Here is an 18,785-nt window from a genome sequence, read left to right as displayed (position 1 = left end):
TTGCGCGCCGCTTGGCGGCGTCTATGCCCGTCCGGACCTTAAGCCCCTCCTCGCCCAAGAGGCACGATGCCCCAAGCCGTCGCCGGCCCCGAGATCGAGCGCCTGATCCAGCTTCTCGCCCGCATGCCGGGCCTCGGACCCCGCTCGGCGCGGCGGGCTGCCCTCCAGCTCATCAAGAAGCGCGACACGCTGCTCGGGCCGCTGGCCGACGCCATGCGGGTGGCGGCCGACCGCATCATCGTGTGCACGAGCTGCGGCAACGTCGATACCTCCGATCCCTGCACGATCTGCCGCGATGCCGAGCGCGATACGACGACGCTCGTGGTGGTCGAGGACGTGTCCGATCTCTGGGCCCTGGAACGCTCGGGCGCCGTGAAGGCGCGCTACCATGTGCTCGGCGGCGTCCTCTCGGCGCTCGACGGCGTACGGCCCGAGCACCTGAACCTCGCAAGTCTGGTTGAGCGCGTGGCCCCGCCCGAGGTGACCGAGGTGATCCTGGCGCTCAACGCCACCGTCGACGGCCAGACCACCGCCCATTACGTGACCGAGTCGATCCGGCATTGCAGCGTGAAGGTCACGCGGCTCGCCCACGGCGTGCCGGTCGGCGGCGAGCTCGACTATCTCGACGAGGGCACCCTGTCGGCGGCAATCCGCAGCCGCACGGCGTTCTGAGGGGCGGGAAGCCGGCGTGAGCCGGTATTTGACCGGTCCACGACCGCATCCTATTCGACGCTGAGCCCGGACCCGTCCCGGCGCCTTCCCTGCCGGTTTCCGCCATGACCATCCGCCCGCTCGTCATCCTCCCCGATTCCGTCCTGCGCCAAAGTTCCGAACCGGTCGGTCCGATCACCGCCGAGATCCGCACCCTCGTCGCCGACATGTTCGACACGATGTACGACGCCCCCGGCGTCGGGCTCGCGGCAATCCAGATCGGCGTGGCGAAGCGCATCGTCACGATCGACACGTCGAAGGAGGAAGGCGTCCGCGACGCGCGGGTCTTCATCAATCCCGAGATCGTCTGGTCCTCGGAGGAGAAGCGGGTCTACGACGAGGGCTGCCTGTCGATCCCCGACTACTACGCCGAGGTCGAGCGGCCGGACCGGGTGCGCGTGAAGTTCCGCGACCTCGACGGCCAGGAGCAGGAGATCGAGGCCGACGGCCTGCTCTCGACCTGCATCCAGCACGAGATCGACCATCTCAACGGCGTGCTGTTCATCGACCACCTGTCGAAGCTGAAGCGCGACCGGGTGATCAAGAAGTTCACCAAGGCGGCCAAGCGCGACGCGGCCTGAGCCGGCCATGCGCGTCGTCTTCATGGGCACGCCGGACTTCGCGGTGCCGACGCTCGCCCGGCTCGCGCAGGACGGGCACGACATCGTCGCAGTCTATACCCGCGCGCCCGCCAAGGCCGGCCGCGGCATGAGCCTGCGCCCCTCGCCGGTCCACGCGCTGGCCGACACGCTCGGCGTGCCGGTCCTGACGCCCGCGACGCTCCGCACGCCCGAAGCCGCCGAGACCTTCGCGGCCCACCAGGCCGACGTCGCCGTCGTCGTGGCCTACGGGATGCTCCTGCCGCAGGCGATCCTCGACGCGCCGAAGCACGGCTGCCTCAACCTGCACGGCTCATTGCTGCCGCGCTGGCGCGGCGCGGCGCCGATCCAGCGCGCCGTCATGGCCGGCGATGCCGAGAGCGGCGTCGGGGTGATGCGGATGGAGGCGGGCCTCGATACCGGCCCCGTGGCCCTGGAGGCCCGGCTCCCGATCGCCCCGGGCATGACGGCGGGCGCGCTGCACGACGCGCTGATGCCGGTCGGCGCCGATCTGATGGCGCAGGCCCTCGCCCGTCTCGACGCGGGCACGCTGACCTTCACGCCGCAGCCGGAGGACGGCGTCGCCTACGCCCACAAGATCACCAACGACGAGGCGCGGATCGACTGGTCCCGGCCGGCGGCTGAGGTCGCCAACCGGATCAACGGGTTGTCGCCCTTCCCCGGCGCGTTCTTCGAGGTCGATCTCGGCAAGGGTCCCGAGCGCGTGAAGGTGCTGCGCGCCATCCCGGCCGCGGGCGCAGGCGAGGCGGGGACGTTGCGCGATAGCGAGGGAATTGTCGCGTGCGGCGACGGCGCCGTCCGGCTTCTGGAGCTGCGGCGTGCGGGAAAAGGCGGCAGCGCCAGCGGAGCGGAGTTCGTCCGGGGCGCCCGTCTCACGCCCGGCGCCCGCCTCGGCTGATGCGCGTAGCCCGATCAAGGTCTTCTGCACTCGGTCCAACCTGTCATCGTGAGCGCAACGAAGCGACCCAGGACAGCGCACCCTGGCGAGGCTTGGCGCGACACTGGATGGCTTCGCTACGCTCGCAAAGACGATCGCGCGCACATCATTCCAAAGCTTTGTGTCATATCGCGAAATCGAACATCAGAGCGCCCTCGGTAGACCTTGAGGGAGCCGGCTGATGCCCCGCTACAAACTCGTCATCGAGTACGATGGCAGCCCGTTCTGCGGCTGGCAGCGGCAGGCCGAGGATCCCACGGTCCAGGGCGCGATCGAGGCGGCCGTCATGCGCTTCTCCGGCGAGGAAGTCCGGCTCACCTGCGCGGGCCGGACCGATGCCGGCGTGCACGCCATCCATCAGGTGGCCCATCTCGACCTCGCCAAGGACTGGCGGACCGACACGGTGCGGGATGCCCTGAACGCTCATCTGCGGCCGCAGCCGGTGGCGATCCTGTCTGCCGAGATCGTGCCGGAGAGCTTCGACGCCCGCCACTCGGCGGTCCGCCGGCACTACCGCTACCGCATTCTCAACCGGCGCAGCCCGGCGGCGCTGACGCGAGCCCATGTCTGGCACGTGCCGTGGCCCCTCGACGCGGCTCGCATGCACGACGCCGCCCAGCGCCTCGTCGGCCGCCACGACTTCTCGGCCTTCCGGGCCGCGGAATGCCAGGCGAACAGCCCGATCCGCACGCTGGAGCAGCTCGACGTCGCCCGCGCGCCGATGGCACTCCACGACGAGATCGTGGTGGCGACCGCGGCGCGCTCGTTCCTGCACCATCAGGTACGGGCCATGGTCGGCACGCTGATGCTTGCGGGCTGCGGCCGCCTTTCCGCGGACGACGTGGCCGAGATCCTGGCCTCGGGCGAGAAGCGCCGGTGCGGACCGCTGGCCCCGGCCGCAGGGCTGACGTTCGTGGGCGTCGACTACGATGCGGGGAAATAGGCCTCGAGCACCCGCTCGTAGATCGCCGTCAGCCGCTCCAGATCGGCGACCGCCACGCATTCGTCGACCTGATGCATGGTCTCGCCGACGAGGCCGAACTCGATCACCGGGCAGGCATCCTTGATGAAGCGCGCGTCCGACGTGCCGCCGGTGGTGGAGAGCATCGGCGTCAGGCCGGTCTCGGCCCGGATCGCCTCCGCGACGAGCGTCACGAAGGCGTCCGGCCGCGTCAGGAAGGCCGGCGCATTCGAGGGCTGAAGGTCCAGGCTGAAGCGCACCGCGTTCCCGGCCGCCTGCTCCAGACGCTGGCGGATCTCGGCGCCCAGGCTCTCGGCCGTCCAGTCGTCGTTGAAGCGGACATTGAAGGTCGCCCGGGCAGTCGCCGGGATCACGTTGGTGGCCGGGTTGCCGACGTCGATCGTCGTGAACTCGAGGTTCGAGGCGTCGAAATGCGCCGTCCCGCGGTCCAGCGGCTCGGCGACCAGCGCCGAGGCGAGGCGCAGCAGGCCCGGGATCGGGTTCTCGGCCTTGTGCGGGTAGGCGACGTGGCCCTGCCGCCCCAGCACGGTGAGCTTGCCGGTGAGCGACCCGCGCCGGCCGATCTTGATCATCTCGCCGAGCCGGCCCGGATTGGTCGGCTCGCCGAGGACGCAATGGTCGAATCGTTCGCCCCGTCGCCGCGCCCAATCGAGGAGCTTGACGGTGCCGTTGACCGCGGGGCCCTCCTCGTCGCCGGTGATCAGGAACGCGATGGAGCCGCCGAAATCGGCGCCGCGCCGTGCCAGAAAGGCGAGCGTGGCCGCGAGCATACAAGCGATGCCGCCCTTCATGTCGGCGGCGCCGCGGCCGTACAGCATCCCGTCGGCGACCGCGCCCGCGAAGGGGTCGTGGCGCCACGCGCCCTCACCCTCCGGCACGACGTCGGTGTGGCCGGCAAAGACGAGGCACGGACCGTCCCGCCCGATGCGCGCGTAGAGATTCGGCGTATCGGCGTATCCGGGCTCGGAGAAGACCGGCCGCTCGACGGCGAAGCCGGTGGGCTGGAGCGCGTCGGCGACCACGTCGAGGGCGCCGCGATCCTCCGGCGTCACGGACGGGCAGCGGATCAGGGCCTGCGCGAGGCGCAGAGCCGCGTCGGGGGCATGATGATCAGCCGGCATGGACCCGTCCTTGGCGGCGTGACATGCCGCGCGGCCCGCTTAACCCGAAGCGGGCCGCCCCGGAACTCCCGTCCCGAGCCCTACTTGGTGACCACGACCTGCACGTCGCCGTGGCGGCGCTGCACCGACACGGTGACGTCGTCGTCGTAGCGCTGGAAGCGGATATCCAGGCGCGAGCCGCCGAGCTTGACGTTGTAGAGGGTCACCCCGTCGAGGAACGCCGGAAGGATCGGGTTCTTGAGCCGGACGCGATTGCGATCGTGGTCGAGTTCGAGACCGAGACAGGCCGCCAGGAACGCGAACGGCGCCGCTGCCGCCCAGGCCTGCGGGCTGCAGGCCACCGGATACGAAACCGGCCCGCGCTGCTTGCGGCGCATGAAGCCGCAGAACAGCTCCGGCAGCCGCTTCTGGTCCTGGTAGAGCGAGGTGTCGAACATCCCCTGGAAGATGCGCGCGGCCTCGTGCTTGCGGTCGTAGCGCGCGAGACCCATCGCGATCAGCGCGTTGTCGTGCGGCCAGATCGAGCCGTTGTGGTAGGACATCGGATTGTAGCGCGCCTCGCCCTTGGCGATCGTGCGCACGCCCCAGCCGTTGAAGCCGTCCTTGCACAGCAGCGTCTCGGCGACCCGGGCCGCCCGCTCCGGCTTGGCGATGCCGGTGAACAGGGCGTGGCCGGCATTGGACGAGCGCACCGCACACTGCTTTTTCGCGCCGTCCAGGGCCAGCGCGTAGGTGCCGATCTCCTCGTTCCAGAACGCCGTGTCGAACTTTTCGCGGAGCGTGGCAGCTTCCAGCGTAAGGCGCTCGGCCATCGGGTCGTGCCCCAGCAGCGCCGCGAGCTTCGCCATGCCGTTCTTGGCCGCGTAGACGTAGCCCTGCACCTCGCACAGGGCGATCGGGCCCTTCGCAAGCTGACCGTCGGTGTGGAAGATCGAATCGTGGCTGTCCTTCCAGCCCTGGTTCTCCAGGCCCTTGTCGGTATCACGGGCGTACTCGACGAAGCCGTCGCCGTCCCGGTCGCCGTAGCGGTCCATCCATTCCAGGGCGAGTTCCAGCGCCGGCCAGATGGCCCGGACGGTCTCGAGGTCGCCCGTTACCGCGTAGTACTCCCAGGCCAGCATCACGAAGAGCGGCGTGCCGTCGATGGTGCCGTAATAGTGTCGGAACGGCACTTCGCCGAGCATCGCCATCTCGCCGCGGCGGGTCTCGTGCAGGACCTTCCCGGGCTGGGCATCGGCCGCCGGATCGACCGCCTTGGCCTGGGTCGAGGCGAGATAGCGCAGCACGCCCCGGGCGAATTTCGGGTCGATCCAGAGCGCCATCATCGCCGTGATGATGCCGTCGCGCCCGAACACCGTGGAGTACCAGGGGATGCCGGCGAACGGGTAGATGCCCTCCGGGGTACGGGTCGCCAGCATGTACAGGTCGGCCGTGGCCCGGCACAGGCCCTCGTTGAACTGGTCGTTCGACGAGATGATCGTGGTGATCCCCCCCGTGAGCGCCCGGAGATCGCGCCGCGAGTCGCGATAGGCGCGGGCGAAGATCGTCCCCTCCCCGAGGTCCTTGAGCTCGCGCCGGGCGCCGCCGGCATTGGCCGCGAGCGTCAGCTTGGCGGCCGCATCCTCGCCGACCATCGAATCGGTCGGGGGCTTGGTGAAGGCCCGGTGCGCCTCGAAGGTCACGCGGATGAACAGGGAGGTCCGGCCGCCCGGCGGGAGCGACACGTCGAAGACCGCCTTGCCGGGCTCGATCGAATCGGGCTGCGGGCCGAAATGCAGTGCCGTCGTCCGGACGATCTCGTCGAGACCAACGTAGCGGAACTGCACCTCGCGGTCGCTCGCCACCAGGACGCCGCGCTTGCCGCGCGCCTGACGGTCGGTCCCGCGAACCTCGAAGAGGTCGCGGAAATCCGCGTCGAAGGTCACCGCGATGCGCAGGCGGCGGTGCTTCGAATCGAAGGAACGCAAGCCGATCCGGTCGTAGCAGGCGCCGCGGAACAGGAACTTGGTGCGCTCGATCGCGATCGTCTCGCGCGGGATCGAGGTTTCGTCGTGGGCGTCGATGCGGATGTCGGGCGTCGTCATGTCGACGCTCAGCGCGCCGTTATCGTCCTGCATCACCGAGGAGAGCATCAGCGGGCGCTGCCCCTCCACCGTGACCTCCAGGCGCGAGAGGTAGCGCGTGTCCTGAAAATACAGCCCCTCCGGGCCGGGCTGAACGCCGATATCGCCGTAGGAATCGAGGACGCCGAACGCCTCGCCGAATTTCAGCGAGCGCAGGGGCCGCTCGACCAGGGAGGTCTGCGCCTCGATGTGATAGGTCGGCAGGACGTCGTCCGCGTCCTGGAATCCATGCGCCACGCTTCCGGCGCTCGCCGCGGTCCGGGCCTTCGCGTCGTGGGCCGCTGCCGTGTTGTCCGCCGCCATGCAGGGCATCTCCGGGTGCAAGTGAGAGGTGCGAATCGAGAGGGCTGCTGCACCCATTCGATGCAGCAGCCCTTGTTCACCCTACGGATGAGTCGCCTTTAAGACGCTAGGCCGAGCCGGACCCGCCTCGCAAGCCCGGTGCCGGGGTTCAGGCCGGCATGGCGGCGACCGGGATCGCCGGGCGCGCGGAGCCGTTGACCTCACCGAATTGCGGCTTGAAGCCGGACTTCGGCAGCTTGATCACGTCGGCGCCGCGGGCGAGCAGGTCCTCGTAGGCGGCGACGTACTTCTTGACCATGCACTCGGCGGTGAAGGCGCTCTCGAAGTGGCGGCGCACGCCGGCGCGGCTCATGGCCTTGACCTTGGCGACCGCCGCCACGGCATCGTCCATGTTATCGCAGAGCACGCCGCCGACGCCGTCCTTGATCACCTCCGGCACAGAGCCGTTGCGGAACGCGATCACCGGGGTGCCGGCCGACATCGCCTCGATCATCACGAGACCGAAGGGCTCCGGCCAGTCGATCGGGAAGGCGAGCGCCAGGGCGTTGCCGAGGAAGTCCTTCTTCTGCTCCTCGTTGATCTCGCCGATGTACTCGACCAGCGGGTGATGAATCATCGGCTCGATGACCTCGTCCCAGTAATCCTGGTCGGCCTTGTCGACCTTGGCGGCGATCTTGAGGGGCGTGCCGGAGCGGATCGCCATCTCGATCGCGCGGTCGGGCCGTTTCTCGGGCGAGATCCGGCCGAGGAAGGCGAGATAGCCGCCCTTTGCGTCCGGGTAGTACGGGCAATTCTCGGCCGGCAGGCCGTGATGGATCGTCGCCAGCCAGTTGGAGGTCGGCGGCATCGGCAGGCGCTGATTGTCGGAGATCGAGACCAGCGGCATGCCCGTGAAGGTGCGGTAGACCGGCATGAAGTCCGGCACGTCGAGCCGACCGTGCATCGTGGTGATGCACTTGTGATTCAGATCCTCGAACATCGGATACTGAAGCAGGTCGATGTGGAAGTGCAGGATGTCGAACTCGTGCGCGCGGCGGTGCACCTGATGCAGCATCGCCAGGTGGCTGGCGGTGTGATCCCGGTACCCGAGCAGGCGCAGCCCCTCCGGCGTGCAGGCGGCGAGCTTTGCAGACGTCTCGGAGTCACCGCTGGCGAACAGCGTGACTTCGTGGCCCTGGCGGACCAGTTCTTCTGTAATCCAGCTGACGACGCGCTCGGTGCCGCCGTAGAACTTCGGAGGGACGGCCTCCGACAACGGAGCGATCTGGGCAATGCGCACGAAGTGTCTCCTGGTTGGCCGAATTTGACGGGGGGTCTAACCCTGTTGGCCTGAGCGGGACATGAATGAAACGGACGGCCAAGGTTATGGTTCCTGGCGCTGCCCGCTGTCGCGCATCGTTTTGTGCAGCGCGCAAGCTGTCCCCGAATTCCCCCGAATCAGATGGGGTGGCGTGCGCGCCGACCCACCCCGAGGCGGCCCCAGCGACCACTCCGTCATTCCAGGACTGCGCAACAGGGCCCGGAATGACGGCACAGACCTTCATGGCCGTCTGAGTGCCCCACCCGTCACGGCGCCCCACGGCCGTTGCCGCCGCGTCAGCTTTCTGTCATAAGCCGCCCCGCGTCGAACCGCCCGGCCGATAGGGCTGCCGTGGCGGCTCGTGCTGCTCCACCAGAAGCATCAGCGCGCGAACCTCATCCGATCCTCCCGGATCGGGCAGAGATCATTTCGCGCAACGGAGAGCCAAATGCCCAAGTTGAAGACGAAATCGGGCGCGAAGAAGCGCTTCAAGATCACCGGCACCGGCAAGGTGATGTATGCCCAGGCCGGCAAGCGCCACGGGATGATCAAGCGGACGACCAAGCAGATCCGCAACCTGCGCGGCACGACGACCCTGTTCGAGGGCGATGCCGCCAACGTGAAGAAGTACTTCCTGCCGAACGCGCGGTAAGTCCTTCAACACCCGTTGCCACTGTCTTTCGTCGAATCCAGGAGATAACCGATGGCCCGCGTCAAGCGCGGCGTGACCAGTCACGCGAAGCACAAGAAAGTTCTGAAGGCCGCCAAGGGCTATTACGGCCGGCGCAAGAATACGATCCGCATCGCCAAGCAGGCGGTCGAGAAGGGCATGCAGTATGCCTACCGCGACCGCAAGAACAAGAAGCGCACGTTCCGCGCGCTCTGGATCCAGCGCCTCAACGCGGCGGTCCGCGAGCACGGCCTGACCTACTCGCGCTTCATCGACGGCCTGGCCAAGTCCGGCATCATCGTCGACCGCAAGGCGCTGTCCGAGCTCGCGATCCACGAGCCGGCGAGCTTCGCCGCCGTCGTCGAGAAGGCGAAGGCCGCGCTGCCGCAGAACACCGCCAAGGCGGCCTGATCCAGGCCTGAGGTGAGACGGACGGAAGGCGCGGCTCCCCAGGGAGCCGCGCCTTCGTCGTTTACGAGGTCCCGCGCCCCGCGCTTGCGCCCGGGCGCCTAACGCGCGAGAGCACGGCCCGACGGCCGACTCCGCCAACCCTGCTCGAAGACAGCGATGACCGATCTCGACACCCTCGAACGCGATCTCCTGGCCCAGGTGGGCGCGGCGTCCGACGAGGCGGCCCTCGACGCGGTCCGCGTCGCCGCGCTTGGCAAGAAGGGCAGCGTCTCGGATCTGCTGAAGACTCTCGGCGCGATGACGCCGGACGAGCGCAAGGAGCGCGGGCCCCTGATCAACGGCCTGCGCGACCGGGTCCAGGGCGCCGTCACGGCGCGCAAGACCGAACTGGCCGAGGCCGCCCTGGAGGCCCGCCTCGCCTCCGAGCGCGTCGACGTGACCCTGCCGGTCCGCGAGGCCCCTGAGGTGCGCGGCCGGATCCACCCGATCTCCCAGGTCATCGACGAGATCACCGCGATCTTCGCCGACATGGGCTTCGCAGTCGCCGAGGGTCCGGACATCGAGACGGACGAGCTGAACTTCACGGCCCTCAACTTCCCGCCCGGCCATCCGGCCCGCGAGATGCACGACACCTTCTTCCTGGCCCCCGACCGGGACGGGAAACGCAAGGTGCTGCGCACCCACACCTCGCCCGTTCAGGTGCGGACCATGCGGGCGCAGACGCCGCCGATCCGCGTGATCATCCCGGGGCGGACCTACCGGCACGACTCCGACCAGACCCACACGCCGATGTTCCACCAGGTCGAGGGACTGGTGATCGACACGAACGCCAACATCGCCAACCTGAAATGGGTGCTGGAGGAATTCTGCAAGGCGTTCTTCGAGGTGGAGGGCGTAAAGATGCGCTTCCGCCCGTCCTTCTTCCCCTTCACCGAGCCTTCGGCGGAGGTCGACATCCAGTGCTCGCGCAAAGGCGGCGAGATCCGCTTCGGCGAGGGCGACGATTGGCTGGAGATCCTGGGCTGCGGGATGGTCCACCCGAACGTGCTGCGCAATTGCGGGCTCGACCCGGACGCCGTGCAGGGCTTCGCCTTCGGCGTCGGCATCGACCGCATCGCCATGCTGAAATACGGCATGCCGGACCTTCGGCCGTTCTTCGAGGCCGACGTCCGCTGGCTCGACCATTACGGCTTCCGCCCGCTCGACGTGCCGAGCCTCGTGGGCGGCCTCACCGGCTGAGCCGCCCCGGCGTCACCGCGATTCTGTTCCTCCGACGGTCGAGCCGATACCGGGCTCTCGAAGGTCCATCATGAAATTCACCCTCTCCTGGCTCAAGGACCACCTCGACACCGAGGCCTCCCTCGACACCGTTGCCGAGACGCTCACGCGGATCGGCCTGGAGGTGGAGGGCGTCGAGGACAAGGCCGCCGCGCTCAAGCCCTACGTGATCGCCCGGATTCTCACGGCCGAGCAGCACCCGAACGCCGACCGTCTCCGGGTCTGCACGGTCGACACCGGCGCGGGCGCGCCCGTGCAGGTGGTCTGCGGCGCCCCGAACGCCCGGGCCGACCTCGTCTCGGTCTTCGCGCCGCCCGGCACCTACGTCCCGGGCAAGAACATCACCCTGTCGGTGGGCACGATCCGCGGCGTCGAGAGTCTCGGCATGCTGTGCTCGGGCGCCGAGCTCGGGCTCGGCGACGACCATGACGGCATCCTGGAGCTCCCGACCGACGCGCCGGTCGGCCAGGCCTACGCCCTCTATGCCGGACTCGACGATCCGGTCGTCGAGATCAACCTGACGCCGAACCGGCCGGACTGCACCTCGGTCCACGGCATCGCCCGCGACCTCGCGGCCGCCGGCCTCGGCACGCTCAAGCGGGCGACGCTGCCGGGCGTGCGCGGTGAGGGTCCCTGCCCGGTCGAGGTCGAGCTGGACTTCGCGCCGGCCGACCGGCACCTCGCCCCTCTCTTCGCCCTGCGCCTGGTGCGCGGCGTCAAGAACGGCCCGTCGCCGGCCTGGATGCAGGCACGCCTGCGCGCCATCGGCCTGCGCCCAATCAACAGTCTCGTCGACATCACCAACTACGTCACCTTCGATCGCGGCCGGCCGTTGCACGTCTTCGACGCCGCCAAGGTCGCCGGCACGCTGACCGTGCGGCGGGCACGCGACGGCGAGAGCCTGCGCGCCCTCGACGGCCGGACCCACGCCCTCACCGACGACACGGTGGTGATCGCCGACGCGAACGGCGTCGAATCAATTGCCGGCATCATGGGCGGCGAGGCGTCCGGCTGCGACGCCGGGACCACGGACGTGCTGATCGAGTCGGCCCTGTGGGACCCGACCAACATCGCCCAGTCGGGCCGCCGCCTCGGCATCATCACCGACGCGCGCTACCGCTTCGAGCGGGGCGTCGACCCGGCCTTCGCGCTCCCCGGCCTCGACCTCGCGACGCGGCTCGTGGTCGATCTCTGCGGCGGCACGCCGACCGAGGCGCGGATCGCCGGCGAAGCGCCCAAATCCGAGCGCAACATCGACTTCCCCTGGACCGAGGTCCGCCGCCTCGCCGGCCTGGACGTGCCGCGCGCCGAGATGCAGCAGATCCTCGAGACGCTGGGCTTCCATATCTCCGGCACCGGGGACCGGGTGACGGTGCTGCCCCCGTCCTGGCGGCCCGATGTCGAGGGCAAGGCCGACCTCGTGGAGGAGGTCGTGCGCATCGCCGGGCTCGATCGGATCGAGGCCAAGCCCCTGCCGCCGCTCGCCGGGATCGGCCGCCCGCTGCTCACCGTGATGCAGAAGCGGACCCGCCTGGCCAAGCGCGCCCTGGCGAGCCGCGGCCTCATGGAGGCGGTCACGTGGTCGTTCGTGCCGCACGACGATGCCGTCCTGTTCGGCGGCGGCGGAGCCGACCTCGTGCTGGCCAACCCGATCGCCTCTGAGCTGTCCGACATGCGGCCGAGCCTGGTGCCGGGCCTCCTGCGCGCGGCCCAGCGCAACGCCGACCGCGGCTACCCGGACGCCGCCCTGTTCGAGGTCGGCCAGTGCTTCGCTTCCGACGAGCCTGAGGGCCAGACCATCCGCGCGGCGGCGGTCCGCCGCGGCGGCGCGACCCTGGCCGGCGCCGGGCGGCACTGGGACGGCAAAGCCGCGACCGTCGACGCCTTCGACGCCAAGGCGGATGCCCTCGCCCTGCTCGGCAGCCTCGGCGTGCCGACGGGCGGCCTCCAGATCACGGCGGGCGGCCCGTCCTGGCTGCATCCCGGCCGCTCGGGCACGCTGCGCTTCGGCCCGAAGACCGAGATCGGCTGGTTCGGCGAGGTGCATCCGCGGACGCTGCAGGCACTCGACCTGAAGGGGACCCTCGTGGCCTTCGAGATCGTCCTCGACGCCCTGCCCCTGCCCAAACACAAGCCCACCAAGGCCAAGGCCGCCCTGGCGCTGTCGGAGTTCCAGCCGCTGTCGCGCGACTTCGCCTTCGTGGTCGGCCGCGACGTGCCGGCGGGCGACATCGTCAAGGCCGCCCAGAACGCCGAGCGCAAGCTCGTGACGGGCGTTGACGTTTTCGATCTCTACGAGGGGCCGGGCGTGCCGGACGGCGCCAAATCGGTGGCGATCGCGGTGCGCCTCCAGCCCTCCGAGCGGACCCTGACTGACGCGGAAATCGAGGCGGTGAGCGCCAAGATCGTCGCCGAGGTCACCCGCCGGACGGGCGCGACCCTCCGGGCCTGAGGCATCGCCATGGACCGGATTGCCCTGCTCATCGCCGACCTCGCGGCGGCCGAATACCGGCCGAAGGCGGCGTTGCGGGAGGCCCTCAACCATCCAGCCGCCGTCGCGGAGGCGACGCTGCCGCTGCTGGAGGCGGCCGCCGACGGGCGCGAGCTGGCTCCGGAGGAGACGAACCTCCTGTTCTGGGGCTTGCACGTCATGGCCCAAGCCCGGAACACGCGCGCCCTGGCGCCGCTCCTCAGGCTGCTCCGGCACGACGAGGAGACTTTGGACGCCGTGCTCGGCGATGCCGTCACGGCAACCCTCGCAAAGGTCGTGGCGAGCCTGTTCGACGGCGATCCGCAGCCGCTGTTCCGGCTGATCTTGGACAGCACGGTGGACGATCATGCGCGTATGGCGCTGATGTGCGCCTGCACCTTCCTGACGCTGGAGGGGCGGATCGACCGGGCCGCGATGCACGACCTGCTGGTCCGGTTCGACGATGCGCAGGCCGCCGTGGAGGACGGTCCCGCCTGGGTCGGATGGGAAGAGACGATCGCGCATCTCGGCTTCCGGGACCTCGCGCCCCGCGCGGCGGCGGCCCGCGCCGACGGACGGCTGACCGACGAGGTCAGCGACGCCGACTGGTTCAAGGAGGCCCTGCGCAAGGCGGAGACGAAGCCGGAAGACCGGGACCGGCTCGGTCCCTACCAGTACGGCTACCTCGACGATCCGGTCGAAGCCCTCGACTGGACCGAGGAAGGCGCAGGCGAGCCGCAGCGCAACCCGTTCAAGGATGTCGGCCGCAACGATCCGTGCCCCTGCGGCTCGGGCAAGAAGTTCAAGAAATGCTGCCTCGGCAAGGTGGAGGCGGAGGGGCCCTGGATGCCGCCGGAGCCGCTAGGCCGCTGACGCGGCCGTTCCGCTAAGCGGGTTCTCGGGATCCCAACTATAGCTCAGCGTCTCGAACCGCATGGCGCGGGCGTCGACCATCAGGAGGCGCCCGACGAGGGGCTCGCCGAAGCCCGCCACGGCGCGCAGCACCTCCATGGCCATCAGCGAGCCCATGACACCCGCGAGCGCGCCCAGCACGCCGGCCTCCGCGCAAGCGGGCACGCTGCCGGGCGGCGGCGGGTTCGGGAAGAGGCAGCGGTAGGTCGGGTTCGGAACACCGTCCGGTCCGGTCTCGTGCGCCCGGATCGTGGTCAGCGTGCCGTCGAAGCGGCCCAGCGCCGCCGTGACCAGCGGGCGCCGCGCCCGAAAGCAGGCGTCCGAGACCGCGTAGCGCGTAGCGAAATTGTCGGACCCGTCGGCGACGAGGTCGTACCTGGCGATCAGGTCAACCGCGTTATCCGCGTCGATCCGGAACGGATGCGAGACCACGGTCACGTGCGGGTTGAGGCGCGCGACCGCGTCGGCCGCGCTCTCGACCTTCGGCCGGCCGAGATCCGGGGTGCCGTGGATCACCTGCCGCTGGAGATTGGAGAGCGAGACCGTGTCGTCGTCGACGACGCCGATCGTGCCGATTCCGGCGGCAGCGAGGTACTGGATCAGCGGCGCGCCGAGCCCGCCTGCCCCGATGACCAGGATCCGCGCGGCCTTGATCCGGGCCTGACCGGGACCGCCGACCTCGGCGAGGACCAGGTGGCGGGCGTAGCGTTCGATCTCATCGGAAGCGAGGGCCATAGGCTGCCCATAATCCGCGGCGCCGCCGATCGGAAGCGCTGAAAAAGACAACGCCGCCCCGGTGAAGAGGCGGCGTGGATCTCAAGTTCCTGGATTCGTGCCGCTCAGCGCGGCGCGAGGATCATGATCATCTGCCGGCCTTCGAGCATCGGCTCGCTCTCGACCTTGGCGATCTCGGCCGTCTCGTGCTTCACGCGCTCCAGGAGGCGCAGACCGATATCCTGGTGAGCCATCTCACGACCGCGGAAGCGCAGGGTCACCTTGACCTTGTCGCCCTCCTCGAAGAAGCGGTGCACCGACTTCATCTTGGTGTCGTAATCGTGCTTGTCGATGCCGGGGCGGAGCTTGATCTCCTTGACCTCGACCGTCTTCTGCCGCTTGCGCGCCTCGTTCTGCTTCTTCTGCTCGTTGAAGCGGAAGCGCCCGTAATCGAGCAGCTTGCAGACGGGCGGCACGGAGTTCGGCGCAATCTCCACGAGATCCAGGCCGACTTCCTCAGCCAGATTGAGGGCGTCGAAGAAGGGGACGACGCCGCGGTTCTGCCCGGTATCGTCAATCAGCTGCACTTCCCGCACCCCGCGAATGTCGCGGTTGGCGCGCGGCCCGTCCTTCTGCGGGGCCGGCATGGCTCTCATCGGTCTACGAATGGCTTAGGTCTCCTGCTGCAACGACGAAACGGCGGACCAGACGACCCCCGAGAGAATCTCCTGACCGCCAGCCGTTCCGGTCTCATCCGGACATACTACGTTGGGGGAAGCGCGGCCAGAGTCAACGGCCTACCATGACAGCGCGCAATAATAACCGGCTGTAACGTCACGACCGGTGACCGCCGGTGGGGCGTCGCGGACGTTCGAGGCGCTCGCCTTCGTGTACTCTCAGATCAGTGCCGGGAGTGACGGCGTGGCGGTAACAGGCGCTCTCCAAGATCGGAGATTTCGCTCGGCGGTCCGACTTATCGGTCCCCGCGCGTCGCGACTTCGGGCACAAGCTGACGCACCGCTTACCGGCCGCGTCCGAGCAGCTCCGCGTAGACCGCGAGCGTGTCGCCAGCCATCCGTTCGAGCGAAAAGTTGGCCTCGACATGCGCGCGGCTCCTCCGCGCCAGCGCATCACGGGCGCTTGCGCCGAGCGACAGGACTTCCGTGAGCGCCGCCGCCAGCGCAGCGGCATCTCCGGGGGGTACGCGCCAGCCGGTGCGCTGGCCGGCGGGTACGTCCGGCGGGGCCAGAACCGTCTCAGGGACGGCTCCGAGATCCGAGACGACCACCGGCGCCCCGAGCGCCTGCGCCTCGACGGCGGAGCGCCCGAAGGCTTCGGGCTCGACGGATGGGACGGCAACCACCGAGGCGGCCCGGTAGGCCGCCGGCATGTCGGTGCAATGGCCGACCCTGCGGACGAGACCGCCCAGATTTCGGGCCGCGATCAGCGCATCGAGCTCGCGCTCGTAGGCGGCGCGGCCCTGCGGGTCGCCGGCCAGCACGACGGCAATGTCCGGGACGCCGCGATCGCGCATCTGCGCAACCGCCTCGATCAGGACGCGATGCCCCTTCCAGGCGGTCAACCGGGCTGCCAGAAGGATCACCCGCTCGTGCGGTGCCACGTTCCAGGCGCGGCGCAGGGCCTCGACGCGGGCCGTGCCGACGGCCACCGGATTGAAGGTGGCCAGATCCGTTCCGCGATGGATGACCCGGACGCGATCGCCGGCCTGCTCGGCGTGAAGCTGGTTGATCAGCGCCGCCGTGTAGTGCGAATTGGCGATCACCACATCGCCGCGGGCCATGACGGAATTGTACAGCACCTTTACGCCGGTCCGGCCGGAATAACTGCCGTGATAGGTGGTGACGAAGGGCAGTCCAAGGCGACGCGCCGCACCCAGCGCGACCCAGGCCGGAGCCCGCGAGCGGGCATGGATGATCTGTACCCGCTCCCGGCGGCAGAGCGCCATGAGCCGCAGCACGTTCACGGCCATCCCAATCGGGTTCTTCGACGCCGCGGGGAACTGGTGCCAGTGCCCACCCTTCGCCTGCAGCTCTCCGATCAGCCGGCCGCCCTCGGTCGCGACCAGGGCGCGCGCGCCGACGGCCGCCAGGGCAGCCGCGACGTCGACGGTCGTCCGCTCCGCGCCGCCGGCGTCCAGTTCCGGGATGATCTGCAGGATCCGCGCTCCGGCGAGGACGCCGACCTCCGTCGGAAAGCCCGACAGACCCCGGCCCTCGTCGCCCATTCGCGGTCCCTCGGCGAGGACGCGCATGCCCCCGGCCGGTATCTGCCAAATGCTCGCTGCCATTGCTCCAGCATCAACGCCGCGCTTTACGGTCCGGTAAACGGAGATTGAAACCGACTCGGTCAAGGAAGGACTTCGTCCGCTCCCAGACGGAGTTATCGGAGAATACGATGACCGAAACCGACCCCGCATTCATCACCGTCGGTACCGGCAGCGCCATGCGCCGCATCGCGGTCCGCGTGCGCGACGGCGCGGGGCCGCCGGTCGTCTGGCTCGGCGGTTTTCGTTCGGACATGACCGCCACGAAGGCGACCGCCCTCGACGAGTGGTCAAATCAGGCGGGGCGCAAGCTGGTTCGATTCGACTATGCCGCCCACGGAGCCTCGAGCGGCACCTTCGCGGATTGCACCATCTCGTCGTGGCTCGAGGACGCGCAGGCTGTGCTCGCGGCCTATGTCGATGCGCCGCCGATCCTGGTCGGCTCGTCGATGGGCGGCTGGATTGCCTGCCTCGCGGCGCGCGAACGCGCGGCACAGGGCGCGAAGACGGCCGGGATGGTGCTGATCGCGCCCGCCTTGGACTTCACCGAGGATCTGATCTGGGATCGCCTGAGCGAAGCCGCCCGCATGATGCTGGTTCGGGATGGCGTCCTGCGGCGGCCCAGCGATTACGCGCCGGAACCGGACCCCATCACCCTGAATCTCATCGAGGATGGCCGCCGGAACTGCCTGCTCGATCGGCCGCTCGATCCCGCCTGCCCGATCCATATCCTTCAGGGCATGCGCGACACCGATGTGCCCTATACGCACGCCCTTAAGATTCTGGGGCGGCTGCCGGCAGAAGGCACGGTTGCCACGCTGATCGCCGACGGCGACCACCGCCTATCGCGGCCGCAGGACATTGCGCGGCTCATCGCGGCGGTGGCCGAAATCGGCTGATCCGGACCCTCATCGGGTCTGCACGCGGGTCAGTGGAGGCTGACAGGCTGCAGGTCGTGCGCGAAGGCGTTGGCCAGCACGACATCCCGCGAGTCGGCGAGCATGATCGGCGCGCCGCTCGCCGAGAGCAGGGCGAACAGATCCAGGCCGGGTGTCAGTTCCGGGGCCTGGGGGAAGAAGCGACGCACCTCGTCGGACCGGATCGGCCGAACGTAGGCGATGTGCCCCTCGCCTAGCGCAGCGAGATCGGCCGGCTGGAAATCGGCCGGGTCGAGATCGGCGGGGGTCAGGGGCGACGGGTTCAGGTCAGTCATCAATGCCCTCCTGGGTGGCAGAGCGTCCACCGTCGGTCCGAGAGGCACCGGCGGATCGGATCTGATGTGGGGATTGTCGCCGGCCAATCAATCGGACGGTCGATCTGTCTCAGCCGCGGGAGCCGATATCGATCTTCCGCACGATGCGGTCGGGCTCCGGACGCACGAGGTCGATGGACAGAAGGCCGTTGGCGAGGTCTGCCCCCAGAACCTCCATGCCGTCGGCCAGGAGAAAGGCCCGCTGGAACTGGCGCGCCGCAATGCCGCGATGGAGGAAATGGCGCTCGCGCTCGTCCACCTGCCGACCGCGAACCACCAGCTGGCTCTCCTCCAGCATCACGTCGAGCTGCTCCCGGGTGAACCCGGCCACGGCCAGCGTGATGCGCAGGCGCTCGGGCTCGCTCTCCGTGCGGGGCAGACGCTCGATATTGTAGGGCGGATAGCCATCGTTGGCGGCCTTGGAAACCCGGTCGAGCGCCTGCTCGATCTCGTCGAAGCCGAGCAGGAACGGGTGCCCGAAGGGCGAGGATCGGGTCATCGCGGCCGTCATCCAGAGAGCGAGGCCTCCGCACTCCGGGACTTGCCGCGCCCCGGGGAACGTTGAGCACCTCGGCGATAGGGAGCCCGCACGGGGCAGCGCTCCGCCGGGCAGGACGCCTCGGCAAGGCAGAGATATGGCCGAGGCCTTGCGAGCCATCAAGGGAGGCCGACCTTTTGTCGGTCAAGCGGCCGGGAT

At 69.3% G+C, this 18,785-nt stretch carries 18 protein-coding genes; 10 read left to right on the top strand and 8 right to left on the bottom strand.

What is annotated here, in order from left to right:
- Positions 1-66: 66 nt before the first annotated feature.
- The 4 genes from recR (at position 67) to truA (ending at position 3,211) form a co-directional block, all read left to right on the top strand.
- Positions 67-672 (top strand): recombination mediator RecR, encoded by a 606-nt coding sequence (recR, locus tag ABIE45_RS10930; protein ID WP_192706743.1) that lies wholly within the window; start codon positions 67-69, stop codon positions 670-672.
- Positions 673-776: 104 nt separating this feature from the next.
- A complete protein-coding gene (locus ABIE45_RS10925; RefSeq protein WP_192706742.1) occupies positions 777-1,292 on the top strand; it encodes a peptide deformylase in 516 nt (171 codons plus the stop codon).
- Positions 1,293-1,299: 7 nt separating this feature from the next.
- Positions 1,300-2,229 carry a methionyl-tRNA formyltransferase gene (fmt, locus tag ABIE45_RS10920; protein WP_192706741.1) on the top strand — a complete coding sequence of 310 codons (930 nt, stop codon included), beginning with the start codon at positions 1,300-1,302 and terminating at the stop codon, positions 2,227-2,229.
- Between the two features lie 220 nt (positions 2,230-2,449).
- Complete coding sequence (gene truA, locus ABIE45_RS10915; RefSeq protein WP_192706740.1) at positions 2,450-3,211, top strand: tRNA pseudouridine(38-40) synthase TruA; 762 nt, start codon at positions 2,450-2,452, stop codon at positions 3,209-3,211.
- On the opposite strand, the gene dapE is transcribed toward truA, so the two are convergent.
- From dapE to ABIE45_RS10900, 3 genes are all read right to left on the bottom strand, one after another.
- The gene (gene dapE, locus ABIE45_RS10910) at positions 3,193-4,371 is read right to left on the bottom strand and encodes a succinyl-diaminopimelate desuccinylase (protein WP_192706739.1); all 1,179 of its coding nucleotides are present in this window, start codon (positions 4,369-4,371) and stop codon (positions 3,193-3,195) included. The genes truA and dapE overlap by 19 nt on opposite strands.
- A gap of 80 nt (positions 4,372-4,451) precedes the next feature.
- Positions 4,452-6,797 carry an amylo-alpha-1,6-glucosidase gene (locus tag ABIE45_RS10905; RefSeq protein ID WP_192706738.1) on the bottom strand — a complete coding sequence of 782 codons (2,346 nt, stop codon included), beginning with the start codon at positions 6,795-6,797 and terminating at the stop codon, positions 4,452-4,454.
- 148 nt (positions 6,798-6,945) lie between these two features.
- Positions 6,946-8,076, bottom strand: coding sequence for a glycosyltransferase family 4 protein (locus ABIE45_RS10900; protein WP_192706737.1), 1,131 nt, complete (start codon positions 8,074-8,076; stop codon positions 6,946-6,948).
- A 469-nt stretch (positions 8,077-8,545) separates the two neighbouring features.
- Between ABIE45_RS10900 and rpmI the strand changes: the two genes are divergently transcribed.
- The 5 genes from rpmI (at position 8,546) to ABIE45_RS10875 (ending at position 13,799) form a co-directional block, all read left to right on the top strand.
- Positions 8,546-8,749 (top strand): 50S ribosomal protein L35, encoded by a 204-nt coding sequence (gene rpmI, locus ABIE45_RS10895; protein ID WP_007561407.1) that lies wholly within the window; start codon positions 8,546-8,548, stop codon positions 8,747-8,749.
- Between the two features lie 51 nt (positions 8,750-8,800).
- Positions 8,801-9,178, top strand: coding sequence for a 50S ribosomal protein L20 (gene rplT / locus ABIE45_RS10890; protein ID WP_192706736.1), 378 nt, complete (start codon positions 8,801-8,803; stop codon positions 9,176-9,178).
- A gap of 156 nt (positions 9,179-9,334) precedes the next feature.
- Positions 9,335-10,417 carry a phenylalanine--tRNA ligase subunit alpha gene (gene pheS / locus ABIE45_RS10885; RefSeq protein WP_192706735.1) on the top strand — a complete coding sequence of 361 codons (1,083 nt, stop codon included), beginning with the start codon at positions 9,335-9,337 and terminating at the stop codon, positions 10,415-10,417.
- Between the two features lie 70 nt (positions 10,418-10,487).
- Positions 10,488-12,908: a phenylalanine--tRNA ligase subunit beta gene (pheT, locus tag ABIE45_RS10880; protein ID WP_192706734.1), complete on the top strand. Its 2,421-nt coding sequence runs from the start codon at positions 10,488-10,490 to the stop codon at positions 12,906-12,908.
- A gap of 9 nt (positions 12,909-12,917) precedes the next feature.
- A complete protein-coding gene (locus tag ABIE45_RS10875; RefSeq protein ID WP_192706733.1) occupies positions 12,918-13,799 on the top strand; it encodes a DUF1186 domain-containing protein in 882 nt (293 codons plus the stop codon).
- Here ABIE45_RS10875 and ABIE45_RS10870 read toward each other — a convergent pair.
- The 3 genes from ABIE45_RS10870 to ABIE45_RS10860 all read right to left on the bottom strand — a co-directional run bounded on the left by ABIE45_RS10870 (position 13,788) and on the right by ABIE45_RS10860 (position 16,824).
- A complete protein-coding gene (locus ABIE45_RS10870; protein ID WP_192706732.1) occupies positions 13,788-14,573 on the bottom strand; it encodes a molybdopterin-synthase adenylyltransferase MoeB in 786 nt (261 codons plus the stop codon). The two genes, ABIE45_RS10875 and ABIE45_RS10870, sit on opposite strands and share 12 nt — an antisense overlap.
- A 104-nt stretch (positions 14,574-14,677) precedes the next feature.
- Positions 14,678-15,199: a translation initiation factor IF-3 gene (gene infC, locus ABIE45_RS10865; RefSeq protein WP_238194347.1), complete on the bottom strand. Its 522-nt coding sequence runs from the start codon at positions 15,197-15,199 to the stop codon at positions 14,678-14,680.
- 374 nt (positions 15,200-15,573) lie between these two features.
- Complete coding sequence (locus ABIE45_RS10860) at positions 15,574-16,824, bottom strand: glycosyltransferase family 4 protein (protein ID WP_373622294.1); 1,251 nt, start codon at positions 16,822-16,824, stop codon at positions 15,574-15,576.
- A gap of 143 nt (positions 16,825-16,967) precedes the next feature.
- Between ABIE45_RS10860 and ABIE45_RS10855 the strand changes: the two genes are divergently transcribed.
- Complete coding sequence (locus ABIE45_RS10855) at positions 16,968-17,735, top strand: alpha/beta fold hydrolase (RefSeq protein WP_192706730.1); 768 nt, start codon at positions 16,968-16,970, stop codon at positions 17,733-17,735.
- A 29-nt stretch (positions 17,736-17,764) separates the two neighbouring features.
- Here the strand turns inward: ABIE45_RS10855 and ABIE45_RS10850 are convergent, their stop codons facing one another.
- Positions 17,765-18,049 carry a DUF1150 domain-containing protein gene (locus ABIE45_RS10850; RefSeq protein WP_192706729.1) on the bottom strand — a complete coding sequence of 95 codons (285 nt, stop codon included), beginning with the start codon at positions 18,047-18,049 and terminating at the stop codon, positions 17,765-17,767.
- A gap of 109 nt (positions 18,050-18,158) precedes the next feature.
- Positions 18,159-18,587, bottom strand: a complete 429-nt coding sequence (locus ABIE45_RS10845; RefSeq protein WP_192706728.1) for an Hsp20 family protein — start codon at positions 18,585-18,587, stop codon at positions 18,159-18,161.
- Positions 18,588-18,785: the final 198 nt, after the last annotated feature.

This window comes from Methylobacterium sp. OAE515 (assembly GCF_041806315.1).
In the GTDB taxonomy this organism is placed as follows: domain Bacteria; phylum Pseudomonadota; class Alphaproteobacteria; order Rhizobiales; family Beijerinckiaceae; genus Methylobacterium; species Methylobacterium tardum.
This window is presented reverse-complemented; position numbering and strand designations above follow the sequence as displayed.